This is a genomic window from Pseudomonas sp. GW822-FHT04C11 (genome assembly GCF_058800905.1).
This window is the reverse complement of record NZ_JBXAMS010000002.1, coordinates 160,775-183,771: the sequence shown is the minus strand read 5'-3', so window position 1 is coordinate 183,771 and position 22,997 is coordinate 160,775. Positions and strand designations below refer to the sequence as shown.

Below are 22,997 nucleotides of genomic sequence, written 5' to 3'. Positions count from 1 at the left end.
ATTCCGATGACGTTCGGGACTTTGCACGTCAGTCGTCTTTTTTCATCAACCCGGCCAATGCGGCGAACGGGTTATGCGTTGCCTTGGCGATTTTCGGCGTGCTCAGCGAGCCGTCGCCGAAGTACTGCTGGTCGGTGTAGCGCGAGTGTTCGTTGTCGTGGCAGTACAGGCACAGCAGCTCCCAGTTGGAGCCGTCCTGCGGGTTATTGTCGTGGTTGTGGTCGCGGTGGTGCACGGTCAGCTCGCTCAGGCGCTTGCCGGAGAACTCGCGGGCACAGCGTCCGCAGACGTGCGGGTACATCTTCAGGGCCTTGTCGCGGTAACCCATTTCACGGTCGCGCTGGGCGTCGGCGAGGATGCGGTCCAGTTTGGCCGTGTTGGAGGGAGGCGTTGACGAACTCATGGGTTCACCTTTGTAAAAAAGACTAATGAGGTTATGAGGCAAGTTTAGCTCAGCCCTTGAGCTTCTCGGCAATCCAGATCGTGTGTCGGGTGCCTTTGTTGCCGTGGGCGAAGACTTGCACTTCTTCGGACTTGAAGCCGGCTTTTTTCAATTTGTCGGAAAATTGCCGGTCAGCGCTGGCCGACCATACGGCGAGCACGCCTTTGGGGCGCAGGGCCTTGGCGCAGGCGCTCAGGCCGCCGGCCGAGTACAGCCAGCTGTTGGCTTTCTGGGTCAGGCCTTCGGGGCCGTTATCGACGTCGAGCATGATCGCGTCGAAACCTTGCGGCTCGGCCTGCAGGACCTTGGCCACGTCATCCATGCGGATCACCGTGCGCGGGTCGAGCAGCGGTCGCCCGGACTTTTCGCCCAGCGGCCCGTGGTTCCACTCGACCACCCCTGGTACCAGTTCGGCGACCACCACTTCAGCGGTCTTGCCCAGGTGCTTGAGCGCCGAAGCGAGGGTGAACCCCATGCCGAGGCCACCAATCAGCACCCGTGAATTCGGCCGGCCGGCGACCTTGCGGCAAGGAATCTCGGCCAAGGCGTCTTCGGAACCGTGCATGCGGGTGTTCATCAATTGTCCGCCGTCACCGCCCTGGATCTTGATGACGAAATCTTCGCCATACTCGAACAGGCACAGGGCACCGCCGTTTTCGGGGATCGGGGTGGTGTCGAGCAGAACGAAACGTTTCATGGGGCTCTCTTTAAAGGAGGGAAACTGGCATCAAGGAGGAGAAACCGGCATTGAGAAGGGCAATCTTGCGCGGTTGGGAGTAGCCTTAAGGTCACAAGCAAGGGCAACGGAGCCATTGATGAAGTGCACCATTCTAACGGTCATTGTGTTGGCCGCGCTCTCGATAAGTGCAGCGCAGGCGCAAGAGTTGCAAACGGTCCCTGTTGCACCGTCAGCGGCCCCCGGTTCACCCGGCACCGCAACCCCTACGCCATACCCGCAGATTACCCCGACCACTGTACCCAAGGTCGGCAGCAGTAGCGGCGGTGAACCGTTGTTGCCACCGATCGAAATGCCCAACCCGCCCAAGGACCAGACCTTGCCGGGGCTTGAGCAGATTCAGCAAAAAAACAAATCTCCCGGCGGTTAAATCTGTTGCGAGAGCAATTGGCCGTCGGCCATGCGCAGGCGTTTGGACAGCGACACGGCAATGGCACGGATGATCTTCGCGGCGATTTTCGGTGCGTCGTTGAGCATCTTTTCCAGCGAGTCCTTGCCCAGGTTGAGCAGTTGGCAATTGCTCGCCGCCACGCAACTGGCCGAGCGCCGTTCGCCATCGAGGACGGCCATTTCGCCGAATGCCCGGCCGCTGCGCAGCGTTGCGATCGTCACCGGCTTGCCGTCGCTATTGGTTTTCTGCACCGCCACCTGACCCGAGTGAATGATGCACATGAAGCTGCCGGCATCACCTTCGTGGAAGATCTCCTGGCCCTCGGCGATGGTGCTGATGCTGAAGTAGCCGGCAGCCGCCGTGAAATCGGCCAGTTGCAGTTGATCGAACAGGCCGCAGTCCATCAGCCAGTCGCGAATTTCTTTGTTCAACAGGGTCGGTTCTGACATGTCATCACAGTCTTTTTGTGTGTCTGTTGCCGGTTCGGGCTTTGTGGGTAATTGCCAATCCCTTGTGGGAGCGAGCCTGCTCCCACATTTAAGACTCATACGCCTTACAGAGTTCCTCAGGCGATTCCCAATACCTTGAAAACAAATGCGTATTCGAGGGCTACGTCACGTAATCCTTGATAACGCCCGCTCATCCCGCCATGACCGGCACCCAGTTCGGTCTTGAGCAGCAACAGATTATTGTCGGATTTGGTCGCTCGCAACTTGGCCACCCACTTGGCCGCTTCCCAATACTGCACGCGGCTGTCGTTGTAGCCGGCGATCACCAGGGTTGCCGGATAGGCGTGAGCGCCGACGTTTTCGTACGGCGCGTATGCCTTGATCCGATCATAAACTGCCAGCTCTTCAGGATTGCCCCATTCGTCGTATTCGGTGACGGTCAGCGGCAAGTCCGGATCGAGCATGGTGTTGAGCACGTCGACGAACGGCACCTCGGCAATCGCCGCCGCAAACAGTTCCGGGCGCTGGTTGAGCACCGCGCCGATCAGTAATCCGCCGGCACTGCCGCCGCTGATGGCCAGTTGTTTTGAGGTAGTGAAGCCGTTGGCGATCAGGTGTTCGGCGCAGGCGATGAAGTCGTTGAAGGTGTTCTGCTTGTGTTCCTGCTTGCCAGCGCGATACCAGGCTTCGCCCAGCTCACCGCCGCCGCGCACGTGGGCGATGGCGAAGGCCATGCCGCGATCGAGCAGGCTCAGGCGCGCATGGGAGAACCACGGGTCGAGGCTTTCGCCGTAGGCGCCGTAGCCGTAAAGGTAAAGCGGCGTTGGCTTGCCGAGCATTTCACGTTTGACCACCAGGCTGATCGGCACCTGTGTGCCATCGGGCGCGGTCGCCCACAGGCGCTGACTGACGTAGGCATCGGCGTCGAAAGGGCCGAGCACCTGGGTTTCCTTGAGGACTTTCTGTTCGCCGCTGGCGAGGGTGAGCTGGCGAATCTGCGCCGGGCGATTCAATGCCTCGTAACGCAGACGGATCTTGTCGCTGGCAAACTCCAGGCTGTTTTGCACATGCAGGCTGTAGGCCGCGTCTGGCAGTTGCACGCGGTAAGCAGGCAGGCCTTGTGGGTGAACTTCGATGATCGGCAAGCCGCCTTCACGCAGGCTCAGGGTCATGGCCGAGGCATTCAGGCTCATGCCGTCAAGCATCACCGTGTCGCTGTGAGGGATCAGGTTTTGCCAGTCGCTTTCGGTTGGCGCAACCCCGGTGTCGGCAGCCTGATACAGCGCAAAGTTGATGCCGTCGCGGTTGCTGCGAATCAGCCAGGTCCATTGATCGTCGAGCTTGCCGTGGTCGACGTCGTACTCGTGATCTTCAACCCGTGGTGCCAGGCAGGTGAAGGCCTGCTGTGGCTGCGACGCATCGAGCACCCAGACTTCGCTGGTGGTTTTGCTGCCCAGCGACAGCAGCAACTGGCGTTCGGAGCTTGAACGGTAGCAGTGCAGGAAAAACCGTCCGTCCGCTTCATGGAAGACTTCTTCAGCGGCGGTACCGTCAAGACGATAGCGAAACAGCTTGTGTGGGCGATGGGTGTCATCCAGCTCGCCGAAAAACAGCGTCAGGCTGTCGTTGGCCCAGGTCATGCTGCCGTCGCAATTGTCGAATGCCAGTTCGCTGACCTTGCCGTTGGACAGCTCCTTGACGAACAGCGTGTAAATCTCTTCACCGCTGGTATCGAGGCTGTAGGCCAGGCGCTGGTGGTCCGGGCTGATGCTGAAGGCGCCCAGCGAAAAAAAACCGCCATTGGCCAGCACATTGGGGTCGAGCAGCAGCTGTTCCTGGCTTTCGTCGACCAGCAGGCTGTCGTCGGCCGGACGCGGGCAGCGGTAATGCCGGGCATATTCGTCACCGGCGACGGTGCGGGTGTAATACAGGTAAGGCCCCCACGGGGACGGCAGCGACAGGTCGGTTTCGAGAATCCGGCTTTTTATTTCGTTGAACAGGGTTTCCCGCAGCTCGGCCTGGTCGGCCAGTTGTACTTCCTGATAGCTGTTTTCAGCCTTGAGGTAGTCGAGCACCTGTGCGCTGTCGCGCTCCTGCAGCCAGGCGTATGGGTCATCGCCGTCGGCCTTGTGGGCAATCGGGGCGCTGCAAACGTGGGCGGATAGGGGCATGAAGGACTCTCGGGCGTAATGTAAAAATGGCTTCACAGACAGCGGGGCAGCCTGATCGGTGAAAAGCCGTTATCATAAGCGCCTCTTTGCCTGCCTTGCCATGGACACCATGACCGAGAACGACTATCTGATCGCTTGGGGCCTTTACGCCTTTGCCGCTTTAGGCTGCCTGTTGGTGTGGATGCGGCTGACCCGCTGGATGTGGCGCTGGTTGCGCGAGCCACTGCGTCTGCTCATGGTCGTGCTGTTGTTCAGCCCGACCATTATCGACCCGGTGAAGGAAAAATTCGCCCCGGCCATCGCCATTACTGCCCTGGACCTGCTGTTCAAGGTCGGTAACAACATCTGGCGCGCGATCTCCGACCTGGTCATGTACAGCATGATCGCTTTCGGCATTTACCTGATCTTCGCGTTGATCCGCTTTCCCATCGAGCGCGCCGCCAATGCTCGCAAGGAGCGGGAGGCCGCCGCGAAAGCCGCTGCCAAGGCTGCCGATCCGGATGATGACCAGCCCTTTGGCGGTGCTGGTGACGATCGTTATGGTCGTCCGCCGGTTCCGAGCAACCCCCAGCGTTCGCGAGTTGAACCCCGTCTTTGACGTTGCCCCGGCATTGAAGCGAGAGTCCAGGCATGTGTGAATTATTGGGCATGAGCGCCAATGTACCGACCGATATCGTGTTCAGCTTCACCGGGCTGATGCAGCGAGGCGGTCGAACTGGCCCGCACCGGGACGGTTGGGGTATCGGGTTCTATGAGGGCCGTGGCCTGCGCTTGTTTCAGGACCCGGCGGCGAGTTGTGAGTCCGAAGTCGCGCAGTTGGTACAGCGCTATCCGATCAAAAGCGAAGTGGTGATCGGGCATATCCGCCAGGCCAACGTCGGCAAGGTCTGCCTGTCCAACACTCACCCGTTCGTGCGTGAGTTGTGGGGCCGCAACTGGTGCTTCGCGCATAACGGCCAACTCGCCGACTTTCAGCCAACCACCAGTTTTTACCGGCCAATCGGCGACACCGACAGTGAAGCGGCGTTCTGCGATGTACTCAACCGAGTGCGTGAAGCCTTCCCGGAGCCGGTTGAAGTCGAGCAGTTGCTACCGAGCCTGGTGGCGGCGTGCGCCGAATACCGCAGCAAAGGTGTGTTCAATTGCCTGTTGAGCGACGGCGACTGGCTGTTCTGTTATTGCTCAAGCAAATTGGCGCACATCACCCGACGCGCGCCGTTTGGTCCGGCACGCTTGAAGGATGCGGACGTCATCGTCGACTTCCAGGCCGAAACCACGCCCAACGATGTGGTGACGGTCATTGCCACCGAACCCCTGACCGAAAACGAAACCTGGACCCGTTACGAACCGGGCCAATGGAGCCTGTGGCGACGCGGTGAATGCGTCAGCCAGGGCAAGACCGAATAAGGAACACCTTTCTATGTTGCTCAGTTATTTGCGGCTGGTGTTGTTTGCGATCGGCCTGTTGGTGGGTGTGCAGGTGCCGGGTTTCATCAACGACTACGCCAAGCGGGTCGAGGCGCACCTGATCGAAGCGCAGACCGGCTTGCGGGGTTTTCAAGGCACCGCCGAGCAGTTCTTCAAGGGCGATCTGCAAGCATTGGTTGCTCATTACCGTGCCAGTGACGACCCGGTGTTTCGCAGCGATGCCGACAGCCTGAGCACCTTGCTCACTCGCCAATTGGCGCTGGACAAGCAATTCCAGGCCATGCAAGGCCCGTGGTACATCCGCTTCTTGCAGGTGGTGTTGGCGGCTGACCCGGATATACGCAAGGAAACCTGGAATGGCTACAGCTACCAGCTGTTGCTGACACCTGAAGCCATGGGCTGGGGGCTGAGCGGGGCGATGTTGCTGTCGTTCGGTCTGGAATGCCTGTTCCGCCTGATCGACTGGGTGGTGTTGGGCGGCAAGCGCCTGCGCCAGAGCCGGCCGATCGAAGAGCGTGATTTGCGCGGTTTGTAACACCCTTCGTAGGAGCACGGCTTGCCGGCGATGGCGTCCTTGAGATCGCCATCGCCGGCAAGCCGTGCTCCTACAGCATCTGCGCAAGCCCTCGATCTCGATCCCCCGAAACCGGAACCGACTCCTACGGCGATTGGGTTATTTACCAATCGATCGAGTAGCTCATGCTCAACGTACGGCCTTCGGCGTTGGCGAACGGTGCTTTGGCGTTGGCCTGGGCGAACAGGTTGACGTACGTACGGTCGGTCAGGTTGTACACCCCGCCTTCGAGACGCCCGACCGGCAATCGCACCGATCCCAGCAAGTCCACCAGCGTATAGCCCTTGATGTCGCGCCCGTTGTTGTCCTTGGCGGCGGCGTCGTAACTGGCCAGGCGCATGCCTTGCAAACGCAGGGTGTAGTCATCTTCGGTGTAGCCGACAAACAGCGTGGTCTTGGCCGGTGAGATGCGTGTCGCCGGCAGGTCGATCCATTTGCCGTTCTGCTCGGTCTCGCCTTTGGCCCACGCATAAGTGCCCCCCACCGACCAGTGATCGGTCGCGCGGTAGGTCAGGCTGTTTTCGATGCCGCGTACCCGTTCCTTCTGGTTGATCAGGCGCAGGACGCGATCATTGGCATCGTAGAACTGGGTCACGTCCGAGGTGTTTTCATACACGGTGACGTCGGCCTGCCACTGGTCCCAGTTACCGCGCCAGCCCAGCTCGTAGCTGTCGACCTTGATGGCCTGGGCGTTGAGGCTCTGGATGTCGAAAGTGCTGTTGACGTCACGCAAGAAGCGCTGGATATCCGGCAGCGAAAAACCCTGGCTGTAATTGGCGAAGAGGTCCTGGTTCTCGCTCAGGTGATAGACCGCGCCCAGGTTATAGAGCGTGGCGTCATATTTGAGGGTGTCGCCGGGCAGGGTGGCGCGGACGCCGGTCTGGACGATCTGACCGTAGGCGATGCTGTCGGCGACCTCACTTTCGATCCACTCGCGGCGCACACCGCCACGCAAGGTCCAGTCGCCAACGTCCCAGGACATTTGCCCGAACAGCGCCTTGGTGGTGGTTTCGAGATCCGGGCCCATCTCGTAGGTGGTGCCGGTCTTGCTGTAAGTCAGCCCTTTGAGGGTGTACTGGTCGCCACGCTGGCGCGAGCGCTCGTGATCGTAGTCGGCGCCCCAGACCAGATTGCCCGTAGCGCTGCCGATGGCCGGCAACGGCGTGTCGATGGCCGCGCGCAAGCCGTAGACATCCTGCACGCTGTTGTTGTCGGCGATCCCGGCCTTGCCCCGCGACAGGTCCGGGAAGAACAGCGCGTCGGCCCGACGCCAGTAGCTTTCCAGCTGCAGGCCCTGACCGTAGAAGTCCTTGTCGGTGTAGTTGAGGTTGACCGCCTGGTTATGGGTGTAGGGCTGGTCGTCGAGTTTCAGCCCTTTGACCGCTACGGCTTGCTGCAGGTTTTTCGGGTCTTTGGTGAAGTCCGTGTCCTGCTGGTCCTTGTAGTCCTGCAGCGACAGGCTGAGTTTTTTGTCGGCATCCAGTTCGTAACCGAAACGACCTTGCAGGTCATAGGTTTCGGTGTCCATGTTGCTGCCCTGGGAGGTGTCCTGAGGGATGCGCTTGCCGTTGCCATCGAATTGATCGTTGCGCTGGGTCAGGTCGGCGGACACGTACCAGTCCAGCGCGTCCTTGCGCCCGGTCGCACTCTGGAAAGCTTCATAGGCGAAACCTTTGCTGTTGAGGTTGTTGCCGCTGGTCAGGCCCAGTTTGCTGCTGTAGGCAATGTCCTGGCCCTGATTGCGCTTGGTGATGATGTTGATGATGCCGCCTGAAGCGCCGGCACCGTAGATGCTGCTGGCGCCGGAAATCACTTCGATGCGCTCGATGCTGGCCGGCGCGATGCTGTTGAGCTGGCGGAAGTTGTCGCGCGTAGCGTTCTGCGATACGCCGTCGATCAACACCAGCATGTTGCGCCCGCGCAGGGTCTGGCCGAAGTTGCTCATCCCGCCGCTGGACGGCGCAAGGCCGGGCACCAATTGCCCAAGAATGTCGGAGACCCGGCGACCCGCGCCGCTTTGCTCGCGGACTTGCTGTTCGTCGATGACCTGGACCGAGCCTGGAATCGAGGCGATGCTCGCCTCGCTACGAGTCGCGGAGACGACGGTGGCTTGCATGTTCAGGGTGCCGGGTTGCTGTTCGGTCTCCTCGGCCCAGGTTTGGGCGCTGAAGGAGCCAAGCAGCGGAATCAACAGAGAAAGTTTGGTTCGGGTCATGACGTGGTCTTTTTTTAGTTTTGATAAGTGTGGGTAGATAAGGGTGTTGGGCCGGGTGTGGAGGTGAAGGACCGCACCCAGCGAATTCCGATGGCGGCCAGCGCATAAGTCAGCGCCACCAGCCAGAAACTGTGCGCCAGCCCGACCAGCCCCATGCCGATCCCGCCGAGTACGGCACCGAGCAAGGCGCCAGCCTTGGCCGCGCTGTTGCCGAGGCCGAGGGCAAAACCCTGTTGGCTTGAAGCAACGGTGTTGGCGATCAGTGCATAGGCGACCGGCAGCAGGGCGCCTTGCCAGACACCCCAGACCAGCCGGCTGACGAGGAACCCCAGCCATTCGTTGGCCAGTGCCGTGGCCGCCAGTGTCAGGGCGCACAGCCAGGCGACGCCTTCGATGACGCGCAAGGTGTAGGCCGGTTGCCAGCGGTCGAACAGGCGTCCCCACAGCGGGGCGGAAATGGCCAGGGTCGCGGCGCTCGCCGCATAAGTGGCGCCGATCAGCCAGCTCGGTGCGTGCAGAATCTCGGCGACGTACAGCGCATAGAACGGCTGCGGCATCATCTTCGCGGCCTGAATCAACACGATCACCAGCAAGATTCCACCGAGCCAGCCTTTGGGCAGGGCCACTGGCGCGACTGGTTTTTTCGTCGAGGCCCGGGCCTTGTCGGCCGGCAGGAAAAAACTCCCCAGTGCGCACAGCAGGCAAATCGCCGTCGCGCCATAACAGAGCAGGGCGAATCCCGAGATATCCATCAACCAGCCGCCCAGCACCGGGCCGATCAGCGAGCCGACGGCGGTCGCCGATTGCAGGCGGGCCAGGGTGTGGCCGCGCCGGGAACTGTCGCAGCAGGCCAGGGCATAGGCTTGCGCGGCGGCGAGAAACCCGGCCAATGCGCCTTGCATCACGCGAATGCCCACCAGCAGCCACGGGTCGACGGTGATGGCCGCCAACCCTTGGCACAACGCCAATGCCAGCAACGCCCGAACGATCATCGGCTTGTGCCCGGTGCGATCACCCAACTGGCCCCACACGGGAGTCAGGAGCATGGCGGCGAGCATCGGGCCGGCATAGACCAGCGCCGATAACAGCGCGGTGTAGCCGGCGCCCTCTGGCCCGAGCAGATGGCGGATCTGCAAGGGCCAGAACGGGCCGCTCATTTCCATGGCACCCATGGAGACCAACTGGATGACGATCAGCAGTCGCAACGCGCGACTGTCAGCGAGCATGGGCGCTGGATCGCAGTGGGTTGCTCAAGCGTCCGACGATATCGGCGTGGCTGTCGTGCAAGCGCATGCGCATGAACGATTTGGCCGGCCAGTCCTGTTCCAGCAAGGCCGCGCGCTCGCTGTCCCAGCGTGCCGGTTCGACACGTTCGCGCAAGGCGTCGAAGCACTCTGCAACGTGCGCTGCCAATCGCTCCCACAGGAGGTTTTCCGATACGTTCCAGTGACGGGCGCAGAGCAACGTCAGCTCGCCGAGGTGGCACATGAACGTGGTGTGCAGGAGTTTGTCGCGGACAAAACCGGGTTCGTCGTACAGGGTCATTTTCGGATCGTGCAGCTGGATATCCAGACCCTTGGCATGCAGGGTCTTGCGATCGATGCGGATGTCGCCGAAGTCACGCAGTAACAGCCGATTCAACTGCCCGTCAGCGCCCATCACCATGAAGCTGTTTTGCTGGTGCGCTTCGAACGCCACGCCATACATCAGGTAAATGCCCAACAGGCTCGGTACGGCAATCGACAGGTAGTCATCGAAGAACGCCAGCATGGCCTCGCTGTCGTCACGGCCCTGAGCCAGGCGTACCCAATCGCGCAGCAACGGTTGTTCGAATTCGTTGACGGCGAACAGGCTGCCGACCGGTATCGCCAACTCGCCTGCTTGCAGCAGGGTCAGCGGGTTGTCGCGGTACAGCACGGCGGCATGCCGGGACAGTTCGTCATTGGCCGGTTGTGGCGCGTAATGCACGCCGATGCGCTCCGGCACGATGTTCAGCAGACGCTGAATCTGCGGCTCCTGATCGAGAATATCCAGCAACAGCTGACTGATGCGCGGCCCCATCCGGGCCGAGCGCGGCGACACCGTGCGCTGCACGCTGGTCAGGCGCAAGGCCACCGGCAACTTGACCATCGGCGCAACGCGACTGGCCTCCGGTACGACCGTGCGGAACGACATGCTCGGATGGCCAGTGAAGGCCACGATGTCGGTGACGATCAGCAGGTTGTCGGCGATTTCGTTGGCGAACGATTTTGGCAGCTCTTCATCGGCTTGCCATGGGTGCGACGGGAGCGGGAGGTAGTCCGTTACTTCCAGGCCCAGTTGCTGCAAATGGCGCTGTAATTGTTCGGCGGCCTGCGGGAAGTGACCTTGCCACCACTCCCAGTAATCGGCGCTGCCGGCCAGCGTTTCGACGTGGGCGTATTGGCGGTGCAGGGCGCACAGCACAACAGGGAAGCTCGCTTCGAACTCCGGCGAGAAAGCGATGACCTGAGTGGCGCTCAAGCCCAGTTTGGTCTTGTAGTTGGGGTGCCACGGATGGCCGAGCGTGCCCCACTGTTCGAGCAGTGATGTCGGGTTCTGGCGAGCGGGGCTGGCTTTGAGCCAGGCGAGCAGGTTGTCGTCGTGTTCGGTGCCGATCTGCTCCCTCAGACGTTCGGTCCATCCATGGTGGAACGCCAGGCACAGGGTGTCGTTGCTGTAGCTGTCATCCAGCTCGCGGGCCAGACGTTCCAGTACTTGCGGGGAGGCGGGCGGGTTCAGCTGGGTGGCGAGATGGGCGAGCAGTTCGCTGGGCAACTGGATCTTGTGCGGCAGTGCATCGGGGGTGTGCAGGACGATGCTGCCGCGCACATCCCAACTGTTCATCCTGCCGCCGGACAGATGATCGAAGCACAGGTGTGCGCCGTTGCCCAGCGGCAACCAGCAGCGGCGGTTGTCATCGTATTCGCAGGTGTCGGGGTTGATCAGGTCTTCACGAAACAGCGCCTGGATCAGGCGTTGAAAACAGCGCTGGGCGGCGGGTTCCAGCGCATTGCTCAAATGATCGAGGGTGATGCGGTGGGACTGGAAAGCCTGGGTGCCAAGGGCTTCGCTCCAGTGTGCGAGCAGTTGCTGCTGTTGTTGCGTGTAGGCGCGCATCAGGTCCGACTCCTTCTGGACAGTTGTTTAGCTGAATGCGCGCTGAGAATACCGTCTAAAAATAATAATGCAAATGATAGTAATTCCTACTTGTGGTGTGGGAAAGCTCCTATTCAGAGGTTGGTTTAGTCTTTGCTCAAGACGATGTAGTGCTCACCGACCTTCTGCGCATAGCCCTCCACCACGTGCTGACACAATGCCACGATCTCCTCGACCCATTCCGCGCCGACCCGCCATGACACCACCACTTGCAGGTTGGGCGGGCGTTGGTCGATGGCCAGCAAGGTCAATTCGCCCCGGGCCAGTTCTTCACTGACCAGCACCGGCGGCAAGGCTCCAATGCCGAAACCGTCACGCAGCAATCGGATAATCGCCGACACCGAATTCACGCAATTGAGCTTTGGCGCGAGTACGCCATTGGCCTGCATCAGGCTGAGCACGTCCTGATGCGGGTGGGAGTTTTTCGAGTAGGTGATGATCCGTTCACGGGCCAGTTCGGCGACGCTGGTGTAGTTGCGGTTGTAGATCGAATGGCTGGCGACGATCCAGCCCATCGGGTGGCTGGCCAGTTCCAGGCTGCGCACGCTTTCCTGGCGCAGCAGGTCGGTTTGCAGAATCAGGTCGAGAAAGCCTTTTTGCAGCTGATCGCAGAGATTCAGCGAGGTATCGGCGACCAACTCGATTTCTACCAACGGATAGTGATCGGTCATCTGTGCCACCAACGGACTGAGCCAGGTGTGAATGACCGTGTCCATCACGCCGATGCGAACCCGTCCGACCTTGCTTGAGCGGGTTTCCAGCGACTGCTTGAGCGCTTGCATGGTGTCGATCATTTGCTCGGCGTAATCGAGCACCTTCACGCCTTCGGGCGTCAGCTTCACGCCGCGTGAATCACGCAGGAACAGCTTCACTCCAAGCTCGCTTTCAAGCACCGCGATGCGGCTGGAAATCGAGGCCTGGGTGGTGAAGAGCTTGTCGGCAGTCAGGCGAAAGCTTTTCAGCCGGGCGACCCAAACGAAGGTTTCGAGAAATTTGAGGTTCATGCGATCAACTTTTTCTTATGCCTTGGCAGGGTTTTTATTAGTTGGACGAGCAGGGCGCCGTCGTCGAAAAATGCGCCGAACCCACGATAGGCGTCGTCGGTGTTCAGAACAATACCAATAAAATTCAGCTGGAGATTTGCCATGAGTGCGCCCGACACGCTCGATGTCGCCAAACCCAAGATCGAGAGCCGCCCCGGCCCGTTCGACTGGTACCGCAACATCAATCAGCAGGAACGCCGAACCTTCTGGAGCTGCAAGGTCGGCTATGGCCTGGACGGCATGGACACCCAAATGCTGAGCTTTGTGGTGCCGACACTGATCGCCATGTGGGGCATCACCACCGGCCAGGCCGGGCTGATCCACACCAGCACGCTGATCGCTTCGGCGATTGGCGGTTGGGTCGCCGGGATTCTCTCTGACCGCATCGGTCGCGTGCGCACCTTGCAACTGACGGTGCTGTGGTTCGCCTTCTTCACCTTCCTCTGCGGGTTCGCGCAAAACTACGAACAACTGTTGATTGCCCGAACCTTGATGGGCTTCGGTTTCGGTGGCGAATGGACCGCCGGCGCGGTACTGATGGGCGAGGTGATCCGCGCCAAGGACCGCGGCAAGGCGGTGGGCATGGTTCAATCCGGCTGGGCCCTGGGTTGGGGCCTGACGGCGATTCTCTATGCGCTGCTGTTCTCGGTCCTGCCGCCGGAGGATGCCTGGCGTGCGCTGTTCATCCTCGGCATCGTGCCGGCAATTTTCGTGATCTTCGTCCGCCGGTTGGTCAAGGACCCGGAAATCTACCGCCAGACCAAGGCCCGGCAGGAACCGAGCAACCCGTCGAAGTTCTACGAGATTTTCGCCCCCGGAATGCTCAGCACCACGTTTCGCGCATCCTTGCTGACCACCGGTGCTCTGGGCGGTTACTACGCGATCACTTCCTGGCTGCCGACCTTCCTGAAAAACGAGCGCGGACTGAGCGTACTCGGCACCGGCGGTTATCTGGCGATGGTGATTCTCGGGTCTTACGCCGGCTATGTGATCAGCGCCTACCTGACCGACATTCTGGGGCGCAAGAAGAACTTCATTCTGTTCGCCGTGGGCTCGTTCAGCATTGTGCTGCTCTACACCCAACTGCCGGTCAGCAATGGCGTGATGTTCTGGCTGGGTTTTCCGCTGGGGTTCTTCGCCTCGGGGATTTTCAGTGGCATGGGCGCGTTTCTCACCGAGCTGTTTCCAACGCGGATTCGCGGTTCGGGCCAGGGCTTTTGCTACAACGTTGGTCGCGCGCTGGCGGCGCTGTTTCCGCTGCTGATCGGTTTGCTCAGCCAGAAAGTACCGCTGAGTGTCGGGATCGGCGCGTTTGCGGCGGTGTCTTATGGAGTAGTGATCCTGGCGGCGTTGAGCCTGCCGGAAACCCGTGGCAAGCAACTCGAAGCGCAGTAACTGATAATCTGAGGGACAGCTCGAACGTCCCCGGTTAAAACGATAAAACCTCAGGAGTACTCACCGTGAGCCGCCTGCTATTGAACTGCGATATCGGCGAAAGCTTTGGTCACTGGACCATGGGGCTGGATGCCGAAGTGATGCCGTACATCGATTGCGCCAACATTGCCTGCGGTTTCCATGCCGGTGACCCGAGCATCATGCGCAAGACCGTCAGCCTGGCGCTGAGCCATGGCGTGCAGATCGGTGCGCATCCGGCCTATCAGGATCTGCTGGGGTTTGGCCGCCGTTCCATGGCCTACACTGCGCAGGAACTTCAGGATCTGCTGCACTACCAGATCGGTGCGCTGGACGGCATTTGCCGGGCGCAGGGAACTCGCGTCAGTTATGTCAAACCCCACGGTGCGATGTACAACGACATGATGGCCAACCCGGCGCAACTGCGGGCGGTGATTCAGGCTGTCGCGGCGTATGACCCTCAACTGCCGTTGATGTTGATGGCCACCCGTGACAACCACGCGGCTCAACTGATGGGCGACGAGTACGGGGTGACGCTGTGGTTCGAAGCGTTCGCCGACCGTGCATATGACAGCGCCGGGCATCTGGTTTCGCGGCAGTTGCCGGGTGCAGTGCATCACGATCCCGAGACAATCATTCAACAGGCACTGACCATCGCTCGCGGTGACAACCTTGTCGCCAGCGACGGCAGCGCCTTGCATTTGCAGGCCAACACCCTCTGCGTACACGGCGACAACGCCAGTTCGGTGGCAGCTGTGCAGCGGATCCGTGAAGCGTTGAATCAGCAGAGCGCGCCATGAAGCCACGGGTTGAAGTGGTGGCCATCGATTGCCTGATGGTGCGGCTGTTCGATGAAATCGCCGAAGCCAACATGCCGTGGATGCTCGCCGCCAGCGAGCGACTGCGTGCAGGATTCGCCGGGCATTTGATCGATCTGGTACCGTCTTATACAACCCTGATGGTGCATTACGACCTGCTCGCCTTGAGTCCGGCTCAGGCGCGGGAGCTGATCGCCGAAGCCTTGACCGATCTGAGCCCCAACGCACGGGCCAGTGGTCAATGCCATGTGTTGCCGGTCTGGTATGACCTCAGTGTCGGGCCTGAGCTGAGCCTGCTTTCGCAGCGCAGCGGGCTGGCCATGGAGGAGGTGATTCGTCGCCACAGCGAGCGTGAGTATCAAGTGTTCGCGCTGGGGTTTGCGCCGGGGTTTGCCTTTATGGGACTGGTTGAAGAAGTGCTGGCCGCGCCCCGATTGAATACCCCGCGCAAGCGCGTGGCGGCCGGCAGCGTGGGGATTGCCGAGCGGCAGACTGCGGCGTATCCGGTGGTGTCGCCGGGTGGCTGGAACCTGATCGGTCGCACCCCGGCCAAATTGTTTGACCGCGAACGTGAGGGCTACAGCCTGATGCAACCGGGCGATACGGTGCGTTTTGCCGCGGTCAGTCATGCCGAGTTCGTCAATCTGGGCGGCGACGATACGCCGCTGGAGGTGCTGGCATGAGCCGTTTGACGATCGAAGCCAGCACGCCGTTGTGCTTGCTGCAGGATGCCGGCCGGTTTGGTGTGCGGCATCTGGGCGTGACCCAGGGTGGTGCGGCGGATTGGCTGTCGATGTCCTGGGCCAACTGGCTGCTGGGTAACTCGCTGGAGGCCGCGGTGATTGAAGTTACCCTCGGCGGTTTTACCCTGGAGGCGCAAGACGATTGTTGTCTGGCGCTGGCGGGGGCGGACCTCGGTGCGCTACTCGACGGCCAGCCGCTGGCGCCGTGGCGCAGTTTTCAGCTGAAGAAAGGCCAGCGTTTGCAATTTACCCAACCGGTGCTCGGTGCCCGCGCCTATCTGGCAGCGCCTGGCGGTTTCAACGCGCCCAAGGTGTTGGGCAGTTGTGCGACGGTGGTGCGTGAGGAACTCGGTGGTCTCGACGGTTTTGGCCGCCCCCTGGCACGCGCTGCCGAATTGGGTTATTCGGGGCCGGCGCAGGCTCTGCGGGAGGTACCGCGCGCGCAGCGACCGGACTTCACGCTGAATCAGCCGCTGGATCTGGTGCTCGGTGCGCAACATGGCGAGTTCAGCGGGCAAAGCCTGTTTGACGCCTTCAACCGTGTCTGGACCCTCGACAGTCGTGCCGACCGCATGGGCATCCGTTTGCTGGGGACGGCGTTGCAGTATCAAGGCAAGCCGATGATCTCCGAAGGCATCCCGCTGGGCGCGGTTCAAGTGCCACCGGACGGGCAGCCGATCGTGCTGCTCAATGATCGGCAGACCATTGGCGGTTATCCACGGTTAGGCGCGTTGACGCCATTGGCGTTGGCCCGCCTGGCGCAATGTTTGCCAGGGCAGCAGATCCGGTTGGCGCCGGTGGTGCAGGAAACGGCGCATCGGCAGCAGGTCGAGTATTTGCGCAGGTTCTTTTAAGCACAGCCGAGCATTGTGGTGAGGGGGCTTGCCCCCGTTGGGTCGCAAAGCGACCCTAAAACCTGTGGCGTGGTTCTATCGGGTAAACGCATGCAGCCGATTTGCGACTGCTGCGCAGCCGAACGGGGCGCTGCGGCGTTCCGACAAGCCCCCTCGCCACAGAGAACGCAGTTATTTGGAGAGAAACCGCATCCCTTCTTCCAGCCCGCGCAAGGTCAGCGGGAACATCTGGTCTTCGATCAGATCGCGCACGATCTTGGTCGAGGAGGTGTAGCCCCAGGTGTCTTTCGGGTACGGATTGATCCAGATGAGTTTCTTGTACTTCTCCATGAAGCGCTGCATCCACACGTAACCGGCTTCTTCGTTCCAGTGCTCGACGCTGCCGCCGGCCTGGGTGATTTCGTAAGGCGCCATGGCGGCATCGCCGACGAAGATCACTTTGTAGTCGGCGCCGTACTTATGCAGCAGGTCCATGGTGGCCGTGCGTTCCGAGCCACGGCGCATGTTGTTCTTCCACACCGATTCATAAATGAAGTTGTGGAAGTAGAAGTACTCCAGGTGCTTGAACTCGGTCTTGCAGGCCGAGAACAGCTCCTCGCAGATCTTCACATGGGCGTCCATCGAGCCGCCGATGTCGAACAGTAGCAACAACTTGATGTTGTTACGGCGTTCCGGGCGCATCTGAATATTCAGCAGCCCTGCGTCGCGAGCGGTGTGATCGATGGTGCCGTCGATGTCCAGCTCATCCGCCGCACCCTGGCGGGCGAATTTGCGTAGCCTGCGCAGCGCCACCTTGATGTTGCGCGTGCCCAACTCGACCTGATCGTCGAGGTTCTTGTACTCGCGCTGGTCCCAGACCTTGACCGCTTTGCCTTGGCGTTTTCCGGCATCGCCGACCCGGATGCCTTCCGGGTTGAAACCGCCGGAGCCGAACGGGCTGGTGCCACCGGTGCCAATCCACTTGTTGCCGCCGGCATGGCGTTCTTTCTGTTCTTCGAGACGCTTCTTGAACTCTTCGATCAGCTTGTCGAGGCCACCGAGGGACTGGATCTGCGCGCGTTCTTCATCGGTCAGCGAACGTTCGAATTCCTTGCGCAACCAGTCTTCGGGAATTAGCGCCTGAAGGTGATCGTCGAGTTTTTCCAGGCCATTGAAGTAGGCACTGAACGCCCGGTCGAACTTGTCGAAATGCCGTTCGTCCTTCACCAGAATCGCCCGCGACAAGTAATAAAACTCGTCCATGTCGGCGAAGGTCACGCGCTGTTTCAGCGCGTTGATCAGGTCCAGCAGCTCACGCACCGAGACCGGCACCTTGGCTGCACGCATTTCATTGAACAGGTTGAGCAGCATGGCTTTCGCCCTTGATCTTGTAAGAAGAGTATCAGCGGGTGCCGCGACGGCTCATGAACGCCAGACGCTCAAGCAACTGCACGTCCTGTTCGTTTTTCACCAGAGCGCCGGCCAGTGGCGGAATGGCCTTGGTCGGATCGCGTTCACGCAGTACCGCTTCGCCGATGTTGTCGGCCATCAGCAATTTCAGCCAGTCGACCAGTTCGGACGTCGATGGCTTCTTCTTCAAACCCGGGACCTTGCGCACATCGAAGAACACGTCCAGCGCTTCGCTGACCAGGTCTTTCTTGATGTCCGGGTAATGCACGTCGACGATTTTTTGCAGGGTGACGCGGTCCGGGAAGGCGATGTAGTGGAAGAAGCAACGGCGCAGGAAGGCGTCCGGCAGCTCTTTCTCGTTGTTGGAGGTAATGATGATGATCGGACGCTGCTTGGCCTTGATGGTCTCGTCGATCTCGTAAACGTAGAACTCCATCTTGTCGAGTTCTTGCAGCAGGTCGTTCGGGAACTCGATGTCGGCCTTGTCGATTTCGTCGATCAGCAGAATCACCCGCTCTTCGGACTCGAAGGCCTCCCACAGCTTGCCCTTTTTCAGGTAGTTGCGGATGTCATGGACCTTGTCCACACCCAACTGCGAGTCACGCAGGCGGCTGACCGCGTCGTACTCGTACAGGCCCTGGTGAGCCTTGGTGGTGGACTTGATATGCCAGGTGATCAGGCGTGCACCGAAGGATTCGGCCAGTTGCTCGGCGAGCATGGTCTTGCCGGTGCCGGGTTCGCCCTTGACCAGCAAGGGCCGCTCCAGGGTGATGGCGGCGTTGACCGCCAGCTTCAGGTCATCGGTGGCGACGTATGCGCGGGTGCCTTCGAACTTCATCGGTAATTCCTCGAACGGTAACGCCGATCTGCGCCGGGCAGGGCGGGCGAAATAAAAGTATGCCCGACTATAACGCGGCGCCCGGTCGACTGTGAACGCAGACGGCTTATTCAGTCTCTGAATGGGGCGTCACATGGTGACCCGGTCAGCTTGACGATTGACTGAACATGCATATCATCCAGCGTCGCGACTGGACGCACGAGGGGTGCGAGGCATACCCTTGAAGGCTTCTCCAACGCTGCATAAGGACCCAGCCATGAGCCGCATTTTTGCTGATAACGCGCATTCCATCGGCAATACGCCATTGGTTCAGATCAACCGTATTGCGCCTCGCGGCGTGACCATTCTGGCGAAGATTGAAGGGCGCAATCCGGGCTATTCAGTCAAATGCCGGATCGGCGCGAACATGATCTGGGATGCCGAAAGCAGCGGCAAACTCAAGCCAGGCATGACCATTATCGAACCGACCTCGGGCAACACCGGCATCGGCCTGGCGTTCGTCGCGGCGGCTCGCGGCTACAAGCTGGTGCTGACCATGCCGGCGTCGATGAGCATCGAACGGCGCAAGGTGCTCAAGGCCCTGGGCGCCGAACTGGTACTGACCGAGCCGGCCAAAGGTATGAACGGTGCCATTGCAAAGGCTACCGAGATTCTGGCCAGTGATCCGGCCCGCTACTACATGCCGCAGCAGTTCGAGAACCCGGCCAACCCGGCGATCCACGAAAAAACCACCGGTCCGGAAATCTGGAATGACACCGACGGAGCCATTGATGTGCTGGTTGCAGGTGTCGGCACCGGTGGGACCATCACCGGTGTTTCGCGCTATATCAAGAACACCCAGGGCAAGCCGATTCTCTCGGTGGCGGTGGAACCGCTGGTCTCGCCGGTGATTACCCAGGCCATGGCCGGTGAGGAAATCAAGCCAAGCCCGCACAAGATCCAGGGCATAGGCGCGGGTTTTGTACCGAAAAACCTCGATCTGTCGATAGTTGACCGGGTCGAGCTGGTCAGCGATGAAGAATCCAAGGCCATGGCCCTGCGCCTGATGCAGGAGGAGGGGATTCTCTCCGGGATCTCCTGCGGTGCGGCCATGGCGGTTGCCGTGCGTCTGGCCGAAACCCCGGAAATGCAGGGCAAGACCATCGTGGTGATCCTGCCGGACTCTGGTGAGCGTTATCTGTCGAGCATGTTGTTCAGCGATTTGTTTACTGAGCAAGAGTTGCAGCAGTAACGTCTGTGTTGACGTTGTGGCGAGGGAGCTTGCTCGCGCTGGAGTGCGAAGCACTCCTTAACCCTGCGGGAGTGTTTCGTCAGACTGATGTCACAAGTAAATAAACCTTGTCACGGTTGCTGCCCTACGTCGGGGTAGCAACCGCAATCATTAATCAGGTTCACAATCTTTTGTGAGGTTGTGATGCTATGCATCCTGCGCTGCGATTCGACAGCATGAGTTCCCCCTCTCTACCAGCAATGCTCTTTTTGGAGCGTTGCCACGTCATTCAGGTAGTCCGGTTAGCCAGATGAGCCAGGTTAAATTGTCACCTTGCAAACCAGTGCGCTCGAAGGTCGTTTTACACAGGGAAAGATAGATAAACGGATAACCGCCGGCGATGGCCAAGGGGGTCAGCGAAGAATACATTCCCTGGATCAAGGTGCGGGCATTTGTATCGCGTGGTACTTCCCACATCGTGCCAGGAGTGAAAGTCCATTGAGCTCACCACCTGCTTTCGAATGCTGAGTACCACTACCACGTGATGCTTGAGCATGACCGGTCAATCATTGATATTCGTGAGCAGTTCCCCTGCTGCCTGCAGCTGAAACCCATGCAATTGCTTCGAGCTTGAACGTCCGGCCAGCGGTTTACCCTGGGACTTCCGTTTCTCTAGTGCTAACGACCGATTTTCTAATCACGCAGGTGGACAGTACGGGTAAGGAACGACTGGTCGCGAGATCAATGAAGTATGCAAAAGAGATCGAAGACGCCCCGAAAGCCGAGCAGGGCAGATGGCTCAAAAAACTCGGGATTGAGCGACTTTTCTGGGCCAGAAGAGATATCGAGTGGAAGTTGGTTAACTACGAAAGACTTTCGCAAGTCAGAATTAGGAATCTGCTGATTCTTAGAAGCTACGCGCTTATCTCTCCAGCGCTTGTGAGTGAAAAAATATAAGTCGGATGTTAGAGGTTATCTCCACGGCAAGAACAGATGAGATACCGCTGAATACCCTCCTGCTCAAAATCACGAAATCTCTATACATGGAACACATGGGAGTGAAGTGCCTATTTTTCCACCTGATTTGGGTCGGAAGGCTGAGAGTGACCTGAAATCAAAGATTACCGAGCTGTCAAAGCCTTTGCATGTAGAGGTGATGAGCTTGAGTGAATTCTCAGCGGTTGAGGATTCCCGTCATGCTTAGTTTCACAATCCTAAATGTTGAACTGCCTCTTAATTTTATGATTCGCCGTGAAGATGAACTGAATGATCGAGAAAAAAGCAGTCTCGAGAAGATCTGGAGTTTGATCAAGGATATGGTCGAGGGTAAGTCACCTCTGGATTTTCTGACCGTTAATTTCTGTGCAGATGTAAAAGAACATGCCGAGGTGATGGGCGTTGATAGAAAGCAAATCTATCGGCTGTTGTTTAGGTATTGGAGTATGGGACAGATTAAAAATGCTTTTCTGTGGAATACATCCAGATGCGGTGGAAGGGGTAAACCTAAAAGTAGAGAGTCCGGCATCAACCCTGGGCGCCGACCAACGTATCACAGCGTCAGTCAGTGAGTGAGTGAACAGCATTGCGGCCTTGCCGCGCATTTTTATTCGTGCAGATAAGTGACGTTTAAGAATCGTCTTATGGACTGGGTGCTTGTGCCGGTAAATCATTGATTCACCTGCTGCGGCGAGCCGTGGAACAGGGAAGTTAAATGATTAAATCGCACATCGACTACAGCTAAGGGTAACTTTCATGGTTAAGAATTTCTGTAAATGCACCGCCCTGTGTGGCTCCTCATTGTTGATCCTGATGGCCGCCGCCAGCGCGCGGGCATCGGATGGTCAAGTTGAATTTACTGGTTCGATCAATGACAACGCTTGTACCATCAGCAGCGAAAATGTGAAGAAGTCGGTGGATATGGGGCAGGTCCGCTTGGCTGACTTCGCCAACACGGTCGGCGCCACCGCTGGATCCGTTCCGTTTTCCATCTCGCTGGAAAACTGCAGCAGTGCCACGTTGAAAAATGCGGCGATCACCTTCCGCGGACAGCAGTCGTCTTCAGATCCAACGATCCTGGGCATGACCGGTGCCAATCAGGTAGCGGGAGTCGGCATTCAAATCAACGATGCCCGCACCGGAACCAAGCTACCACTCAACACCGCCAGCACGGATTACGTGTTGCGCCCGCAGTCCAATACCTTCGATTTCACCGCATCCTATGTGCGCCTGGTTGCAGACACAGACGGTGCTGATGGCAAGCCTGGCGTTCGCGGTATCGGTACCGGCCAGGTGAATGCGCTGGCCAGTTTCGATGTGACCTACAAGTAATCATGATATTAACGCCAGGGGTCGAATTCACCAGCGAGTCCTGATGTTAACCGAGGAAAACTTATTATGCGCTTAAAAGTTGCGGCTTTTACGGCTTTGGCGGCGTGTCTTTGGCTTCCCCAACTTCAGGCGGGCGTCAACGTGGGCACCACACGAGTGGTTTACCAAGGTAAAGACAAAGAGGCGAATCTTTCCCTGGCCAACACCGATGATGACTCGCCTTATCTGATTCAGTCCTGGGTAAGTCCCTATGACAATCGCGACGCCAGCGCCGATGAGTTCATTATTACTCCGCCGCTGTTTAGACTCGATGCGAAAAGTCAGAACATTCTGCGGATAATCGCGACCAACGTACAGAGCTTGCCCAACGACAGGGAAAGCCTGTTCTTTGTCAACGTCAAGGCCATCCCGGCGGTGAGCGCCGAGCAGCATAGTCAGAACGTACTGCAGATTGCGTTAAAAACGACTATCAAACTTTTTTATCGTCCGGAAAACTTGAAAGGATCACTGAAGGAAGCTGTTGATCAGCTGGAGTGGAGCGTTGACGATGGCAAGCTGAGTGTTCGTAATCTCTCAGGCTTCAATGTGGTGGTTAGTGAGTTATTGGTCAATAACGCTATTAACAAGGATTTGCCTGAGGTCATTAAGCCTGTTAGTACGCTAAAATCCGTACAAGCACTTAAAGCTGGCGACAAGATTGTACTAAGTTACATAAATGAATACGGCAGCACCGTCAAGACAGATCCCATAAAAGTTCACTAAGCATTAAGTTGTAAGT

At 59.2% G+C, this 22,997-nt stretch carries 24 protein-coding genes; 13 read left to right on the top strand and 11 right to left on the bottom strand.

Annotated features, from left to right (window positions below):
* Positions 1-28: 28 nt before the first annotated feature.
* Together AC1RJ3_RS03560 and AC1RJ3_RS03555 are read right to left on the bottom strand one after the other, a co-directional pair.
* Positions 29-403: a YajD family HNH nuclease gene (locus AC1RJ3_RS03560; protein WP_054596159.1), complete on the bottom strand. Its 375-nt coding sequence runs from the start codon at positions 401-403 to the stop codon at positions 29-31.
* 49 nt (positions 404-452) lie between these two features.
* Positions 453-1,139 carry a spermidine synthase gene (locus tag AC1RJ3_RS03555; protein ID WP_103316224.1) on the bottom strand — a complete coding sequence of 229 codons (687 nt, stop codon included), beginning with the start codon at positions 1,137-1,139 and terminating at the stop codon, positions 453-455.
* Between the two features lie 118 nt (positions 1,140-1,257).
* On the opposite strand from AC1RJ3_RS03555, the gene AC1RJ3_RS03550 reads away from it, so the two are divergent.
* Entirely contained in the window at positions 1,258-1,548 is a 291-nt protein-coding gene (locus tag AC1RJ3_RS03550) for a hypothetical protein (protein ID WP_054598262.1), read from the top strand.
* Here the strand turns inward: AC1RJ3_RS03550 and AC1RJ3_RS03545 are convergent.
* Together AC1RJ3_RS03545 and AC1RJ3_RS03540 are read right to left on the bottom strand one after the other, a co-directional pair.
* Positions 1,545-2,018 carry a cyclic nucleotide-binding domain-containing protein gene (locus tag AC1RJ3_RS03545; protein ID WP_054598263.1) on the bottom strand — a complete coding sequence of 158 codons (474 nt, stop codon included), beginning with the start codon at positions 2,016-2,018 and terminating at the stop codon, positions 1,545-1,547. The genes AC1RJ3_RS03550 and AC1RJ3_RS03545 overlap by 4 nt on opposite strands.
* Positions 2,019-2,134: 116 nt before the next feature.
* Positions 2,135-4,189, bottom strand: a complete 2,055-nt coding sequence (locus AC1RJ3_RS03540) for a S9 family peptidase (RefSeq protein ID WP_493077501.1) — start codon at positions 4,187-4,189, stop codon at positions 2,135-2,137.
* A 100-nt stretch (positions 4,190-4,289) separates the two neighbouring features.
* Here AC1RJ3_RS03540 and AC1RJ3_RS03535 point away from each other — a divergent pair, with 100 nt between their 5' ends.
* From AC1RJ3_RS03535 to AC1RJ3_RS03525, 3 genes are read left to right on the top strand one after another with little or no spacing between them, the layout of a single operon-like run.
* Entirely contained in the window at positions 4,290-4,787 is a 498-nt protein-coding gene (locus AC1RJ3_RS03535; RefSeq protein ID WP_054598264.1) for a hypothetical protein, read from the top strand.
* 32 nt (positions 4,788-4,819) lie between these two features.
* Positions 4,820-5,596: a class II glutamine amidotransferase gene (locus AC1RJ3_RS03530; protein WP_103316226.1), complete on the top strand. Its 777-nt coding sequence runs from the start codon at positions 4,820-4,822 to the stop codon at positions 5,594-5,596.
* Positions 5,597-5,609: 13 nt separating this feature from the next.
* Entirely contained in the window at positions 5,610-6,152 is a 543-nt protein-coding gene (locus AC1RJ3_RS03525; protein WP_054596163.1) for a DUF2937 family protein, read from the top strand.
* Between the two features lie 142 nt (positions 6,153-6,294).
* Here AC1RJ3_RS03525 and AC1RJ3_RS03520 read toward each other — a convergent pair whose 3' ends face one another.
* The 5 genes from AC1RJ3_RS03520 to AC1RJ3_RS03500 all read right to left on the bottom strand — a co-directional run bounded on the left by AC1RJ3_RS03520 (position 6,295) and on the right by AC1RJ3_RS03500 (position 12,730).
* Positions 6,295-8,406: a TonB-dependent receptor gene (locus AC1RJ3_RS03520; RefSeq protein WP_054596164.1), complete on the bottom strand. Its 2,112-nt coding sequence runs from the start codon at positions 8,404-8,406 to the stop codon at positions 6,295-6,297.
* Between the two features lie 14 nt (positions 8,407-8,420).
* Positions 8,421-9,632, bottom strand: a complete 1,212-nt coding sequence (locus AC1RJ3_RS03515) for an MFS transporter (RefSeq protein WP_103316228.1) — start codon at positions 9,630-9,632, stop codon at positions 8,421-8,423.
* Positions 9,622-11,544 (bottom strand): IucA/IucC family protein, encoded by a 1,923-nt coding sequence (locus tag AC1RJ3_RS03510; RefSeq protein ID WP_493077497.1) that lies wholly within the window; start codon positions 11,542-11,544, stop codon positions 9,622-9,624. The genes AC1RJ3_RS03515 and AC1RJ3_RS03510 overlap by 11 nt, the downstream gene beginning before the upstream one ends.
* A gap of 125 nt (positions 11,545-11,669) precedes the next feature.
* Positions 11,670-12,587, bottom strand: a complete 918-nt coding sequence (locus tag AC1RJ3_RS03505) for a LysR family transcriptional regulator (protein ID WP_493077495.1) — start codon at positions 12,585-12,587, stop codon at positions 11,670-11,672.
* On the bottom strand, positions 12,584-12,730 hold the full coding sequence (locus tag AC1RJ3_RS03500; protein WP_158246521.1) for a hypothetical protein: 147 nt from the start codon (positions 12,728-12,730) through the stop codon (positions 12,584-12,586). Before AC1RJ3_RS03500 ends, AC1RJ3_RS03505 begins: the two co-directional genes overlap by 4 nt.
* On the opposite strand from AC1RJ3_RS03500, the gene AC1RJ3_RS03495 reads away from it, so the two are divergent.
* The 4 genes from AC1RJ3_RS03495 to AC1RJ3_RS03480 all read left to right on the top strand — a co-directional run bounded on the left by AC1RJ3_RS03495 (position 12,729) and on the right by AC1RJ3_RS03480 (position 16,454).
* Entirely contained in the window at positions 12,729-14,021 is a 1,293-nt protein-coding gene (locus tag AC1RJ3_RS03495; RefSeq protein ID WP_493077493.1) for an MFS transporter, read from the top strand. The two genes, AC1RJ3_RS03500 and AC1RJ3_RS03495, sit on opposite strands and share 2 nt — an antisense overlap.
* 65 nt (positions 14,022-14,086) lie before the next feature.
* Positions 14,087-14,839 carry a 5-oxoprolinase subunit PxpA gene (locus AC1RJ3_RS03490; protein ID WP_493077491.1) on the top strand — a complete coding sequence of 251 codons (753 nt, stop codon included), beginning with the start codon at positions 14,087-14,089 and terminating at the stop codon, positions 14,837-14,839.
* Positions 14,836-15,540 carry a 5-oxoprolinase subunit PxpB gene (pxpB, locus tag AC1RJ3_RS03485; protein WP_285380027.1) on the top strand — a complete coding sequence of 235 codons (705 nt, stop codon included), beginning with the start codon at positions 14,836-14,838 and terminating at the stop codon, positions 15,538-15,540. The genes AC1RJ3_RS03490 and pxpB overlap by 4 nt, the downstream gene beginning before the upstream one ends.
* Complete coding sequence (locus AC1RJ3_RS03480) at positions 15,537-16,454, top strand: 5-oxoprolinase subunit C family protein (RefSeq protein ID WP_347929260.1); 918 nt, start codon at positions 15,537-15,539, stop codon at positions 16,452-16,454. The genes pxpB and AC1RJ3_RS03480 overlap by 4 nt, the downstream gene beginning before the upstream one ends.
* 171 nt (positions 16,455-16,625) lie before the next feature.
* On the opposite strand, the gene AC1RJ3_RS03475 is transcribed toward AC1RJ3_RS03480, so the two are convergent.
* Both AC1RJ3_RS03475 and AC1RJ3_RS03470 read right to left on the bottom strand, forming a co-directional pair.
* Positions 16,626-17,804, bottom strand: coding sequence for a vWA domain-containing protein (locus AC1RJ3_RS03475; RefSeq protein ID WP_054596171.1), 1,179 nt, complete (start codon positions 17,802-17,804; stop codon positions 16,626-16,628).
* Between the two features lie 31 nt (positions 17,805-17,835).
* Positions 17,836-18,681, bottom strand: a complete 846-nt coding sequence (locus AC1RJ3_RS03470; protein WP_103316235.1) for an AAA family ATPase — start codon at positions 18,679-18,681, stop codon at positions 17,836-17,838.
* Between the two features lie 256 nt (positions 18,682-18,937).
* Between AC1RJ3_RS03470 and cysK the strand changes: the two genes are divergently transcribed.
* The 5 genes from cysK (at position 18,938) to AC1RJ3_RS03445 (ending at position 22,981) form a co-directional block, all read left to right on the top strand.
* On the top strand, positions 18,938-19,912 hold the full coding sequence (gene cysK / locus AC1RJ3_RS03465; RefSeq protein WP_145014962.1) for a cysteine synthase A: 975 nt from the start codon (positions 18,938-18,940) through the stop codon (positions 19,910-19,912).
* 654 nt (positions 19,913-20,566) lie between these two features.
* The gene (locus AC1RJ3_RS03460) at positions 20,567-20,848 is read left to right on the top strand and encodes a TnsA endonuclease N-terminal domain-containing protein (RefSeq protein WP_306460894.1); all 282 of its coding nucleotides are present in this window, start codon (positions 20,567-20,569) and stop codon (positions 20,846-20,848) included.
* Between the two features lie 239 nt (positions 20,849-21,087).
* Positions 21,088-21,459: a hypothetical protein gene (locus AC1RJ3_RS03455; protein WP_054596173.1), complete on the top strand. Its 372-nt coding sequence runs from the start codon at positions 21,088-21,090 to the stop codon at positions 21,457-21,459.
* Between the two features lie 184 nt (positions 21,460-21,643).
* A complete protein-coding gene (locus AC1RJ3_RS03450) occupies positions 21,644-22,219 on the top strand; it encodes a fimbrial protein (RefSeq protein WP_054596174.1) in 576 nt (191 codons plus the stop codon).
* A 66-nt stretch (positions 22,220-22,285) separates the two neighbouring features.
* The gene (locus AC1RJ3_RS03445) at positions 22,286-22,981 is read left to right on the top strand and encodes a fimbrial biogenesis chaperone (RefSeq protein WP_054596175.1); all 696 of its coding nucleotides are present in this window, start codon (positions 22,286-22,288) and stop codon (positions 22,979-22,981) included.
* Positions 22,982-22,997: the final 16 nt, after the last annotated feature.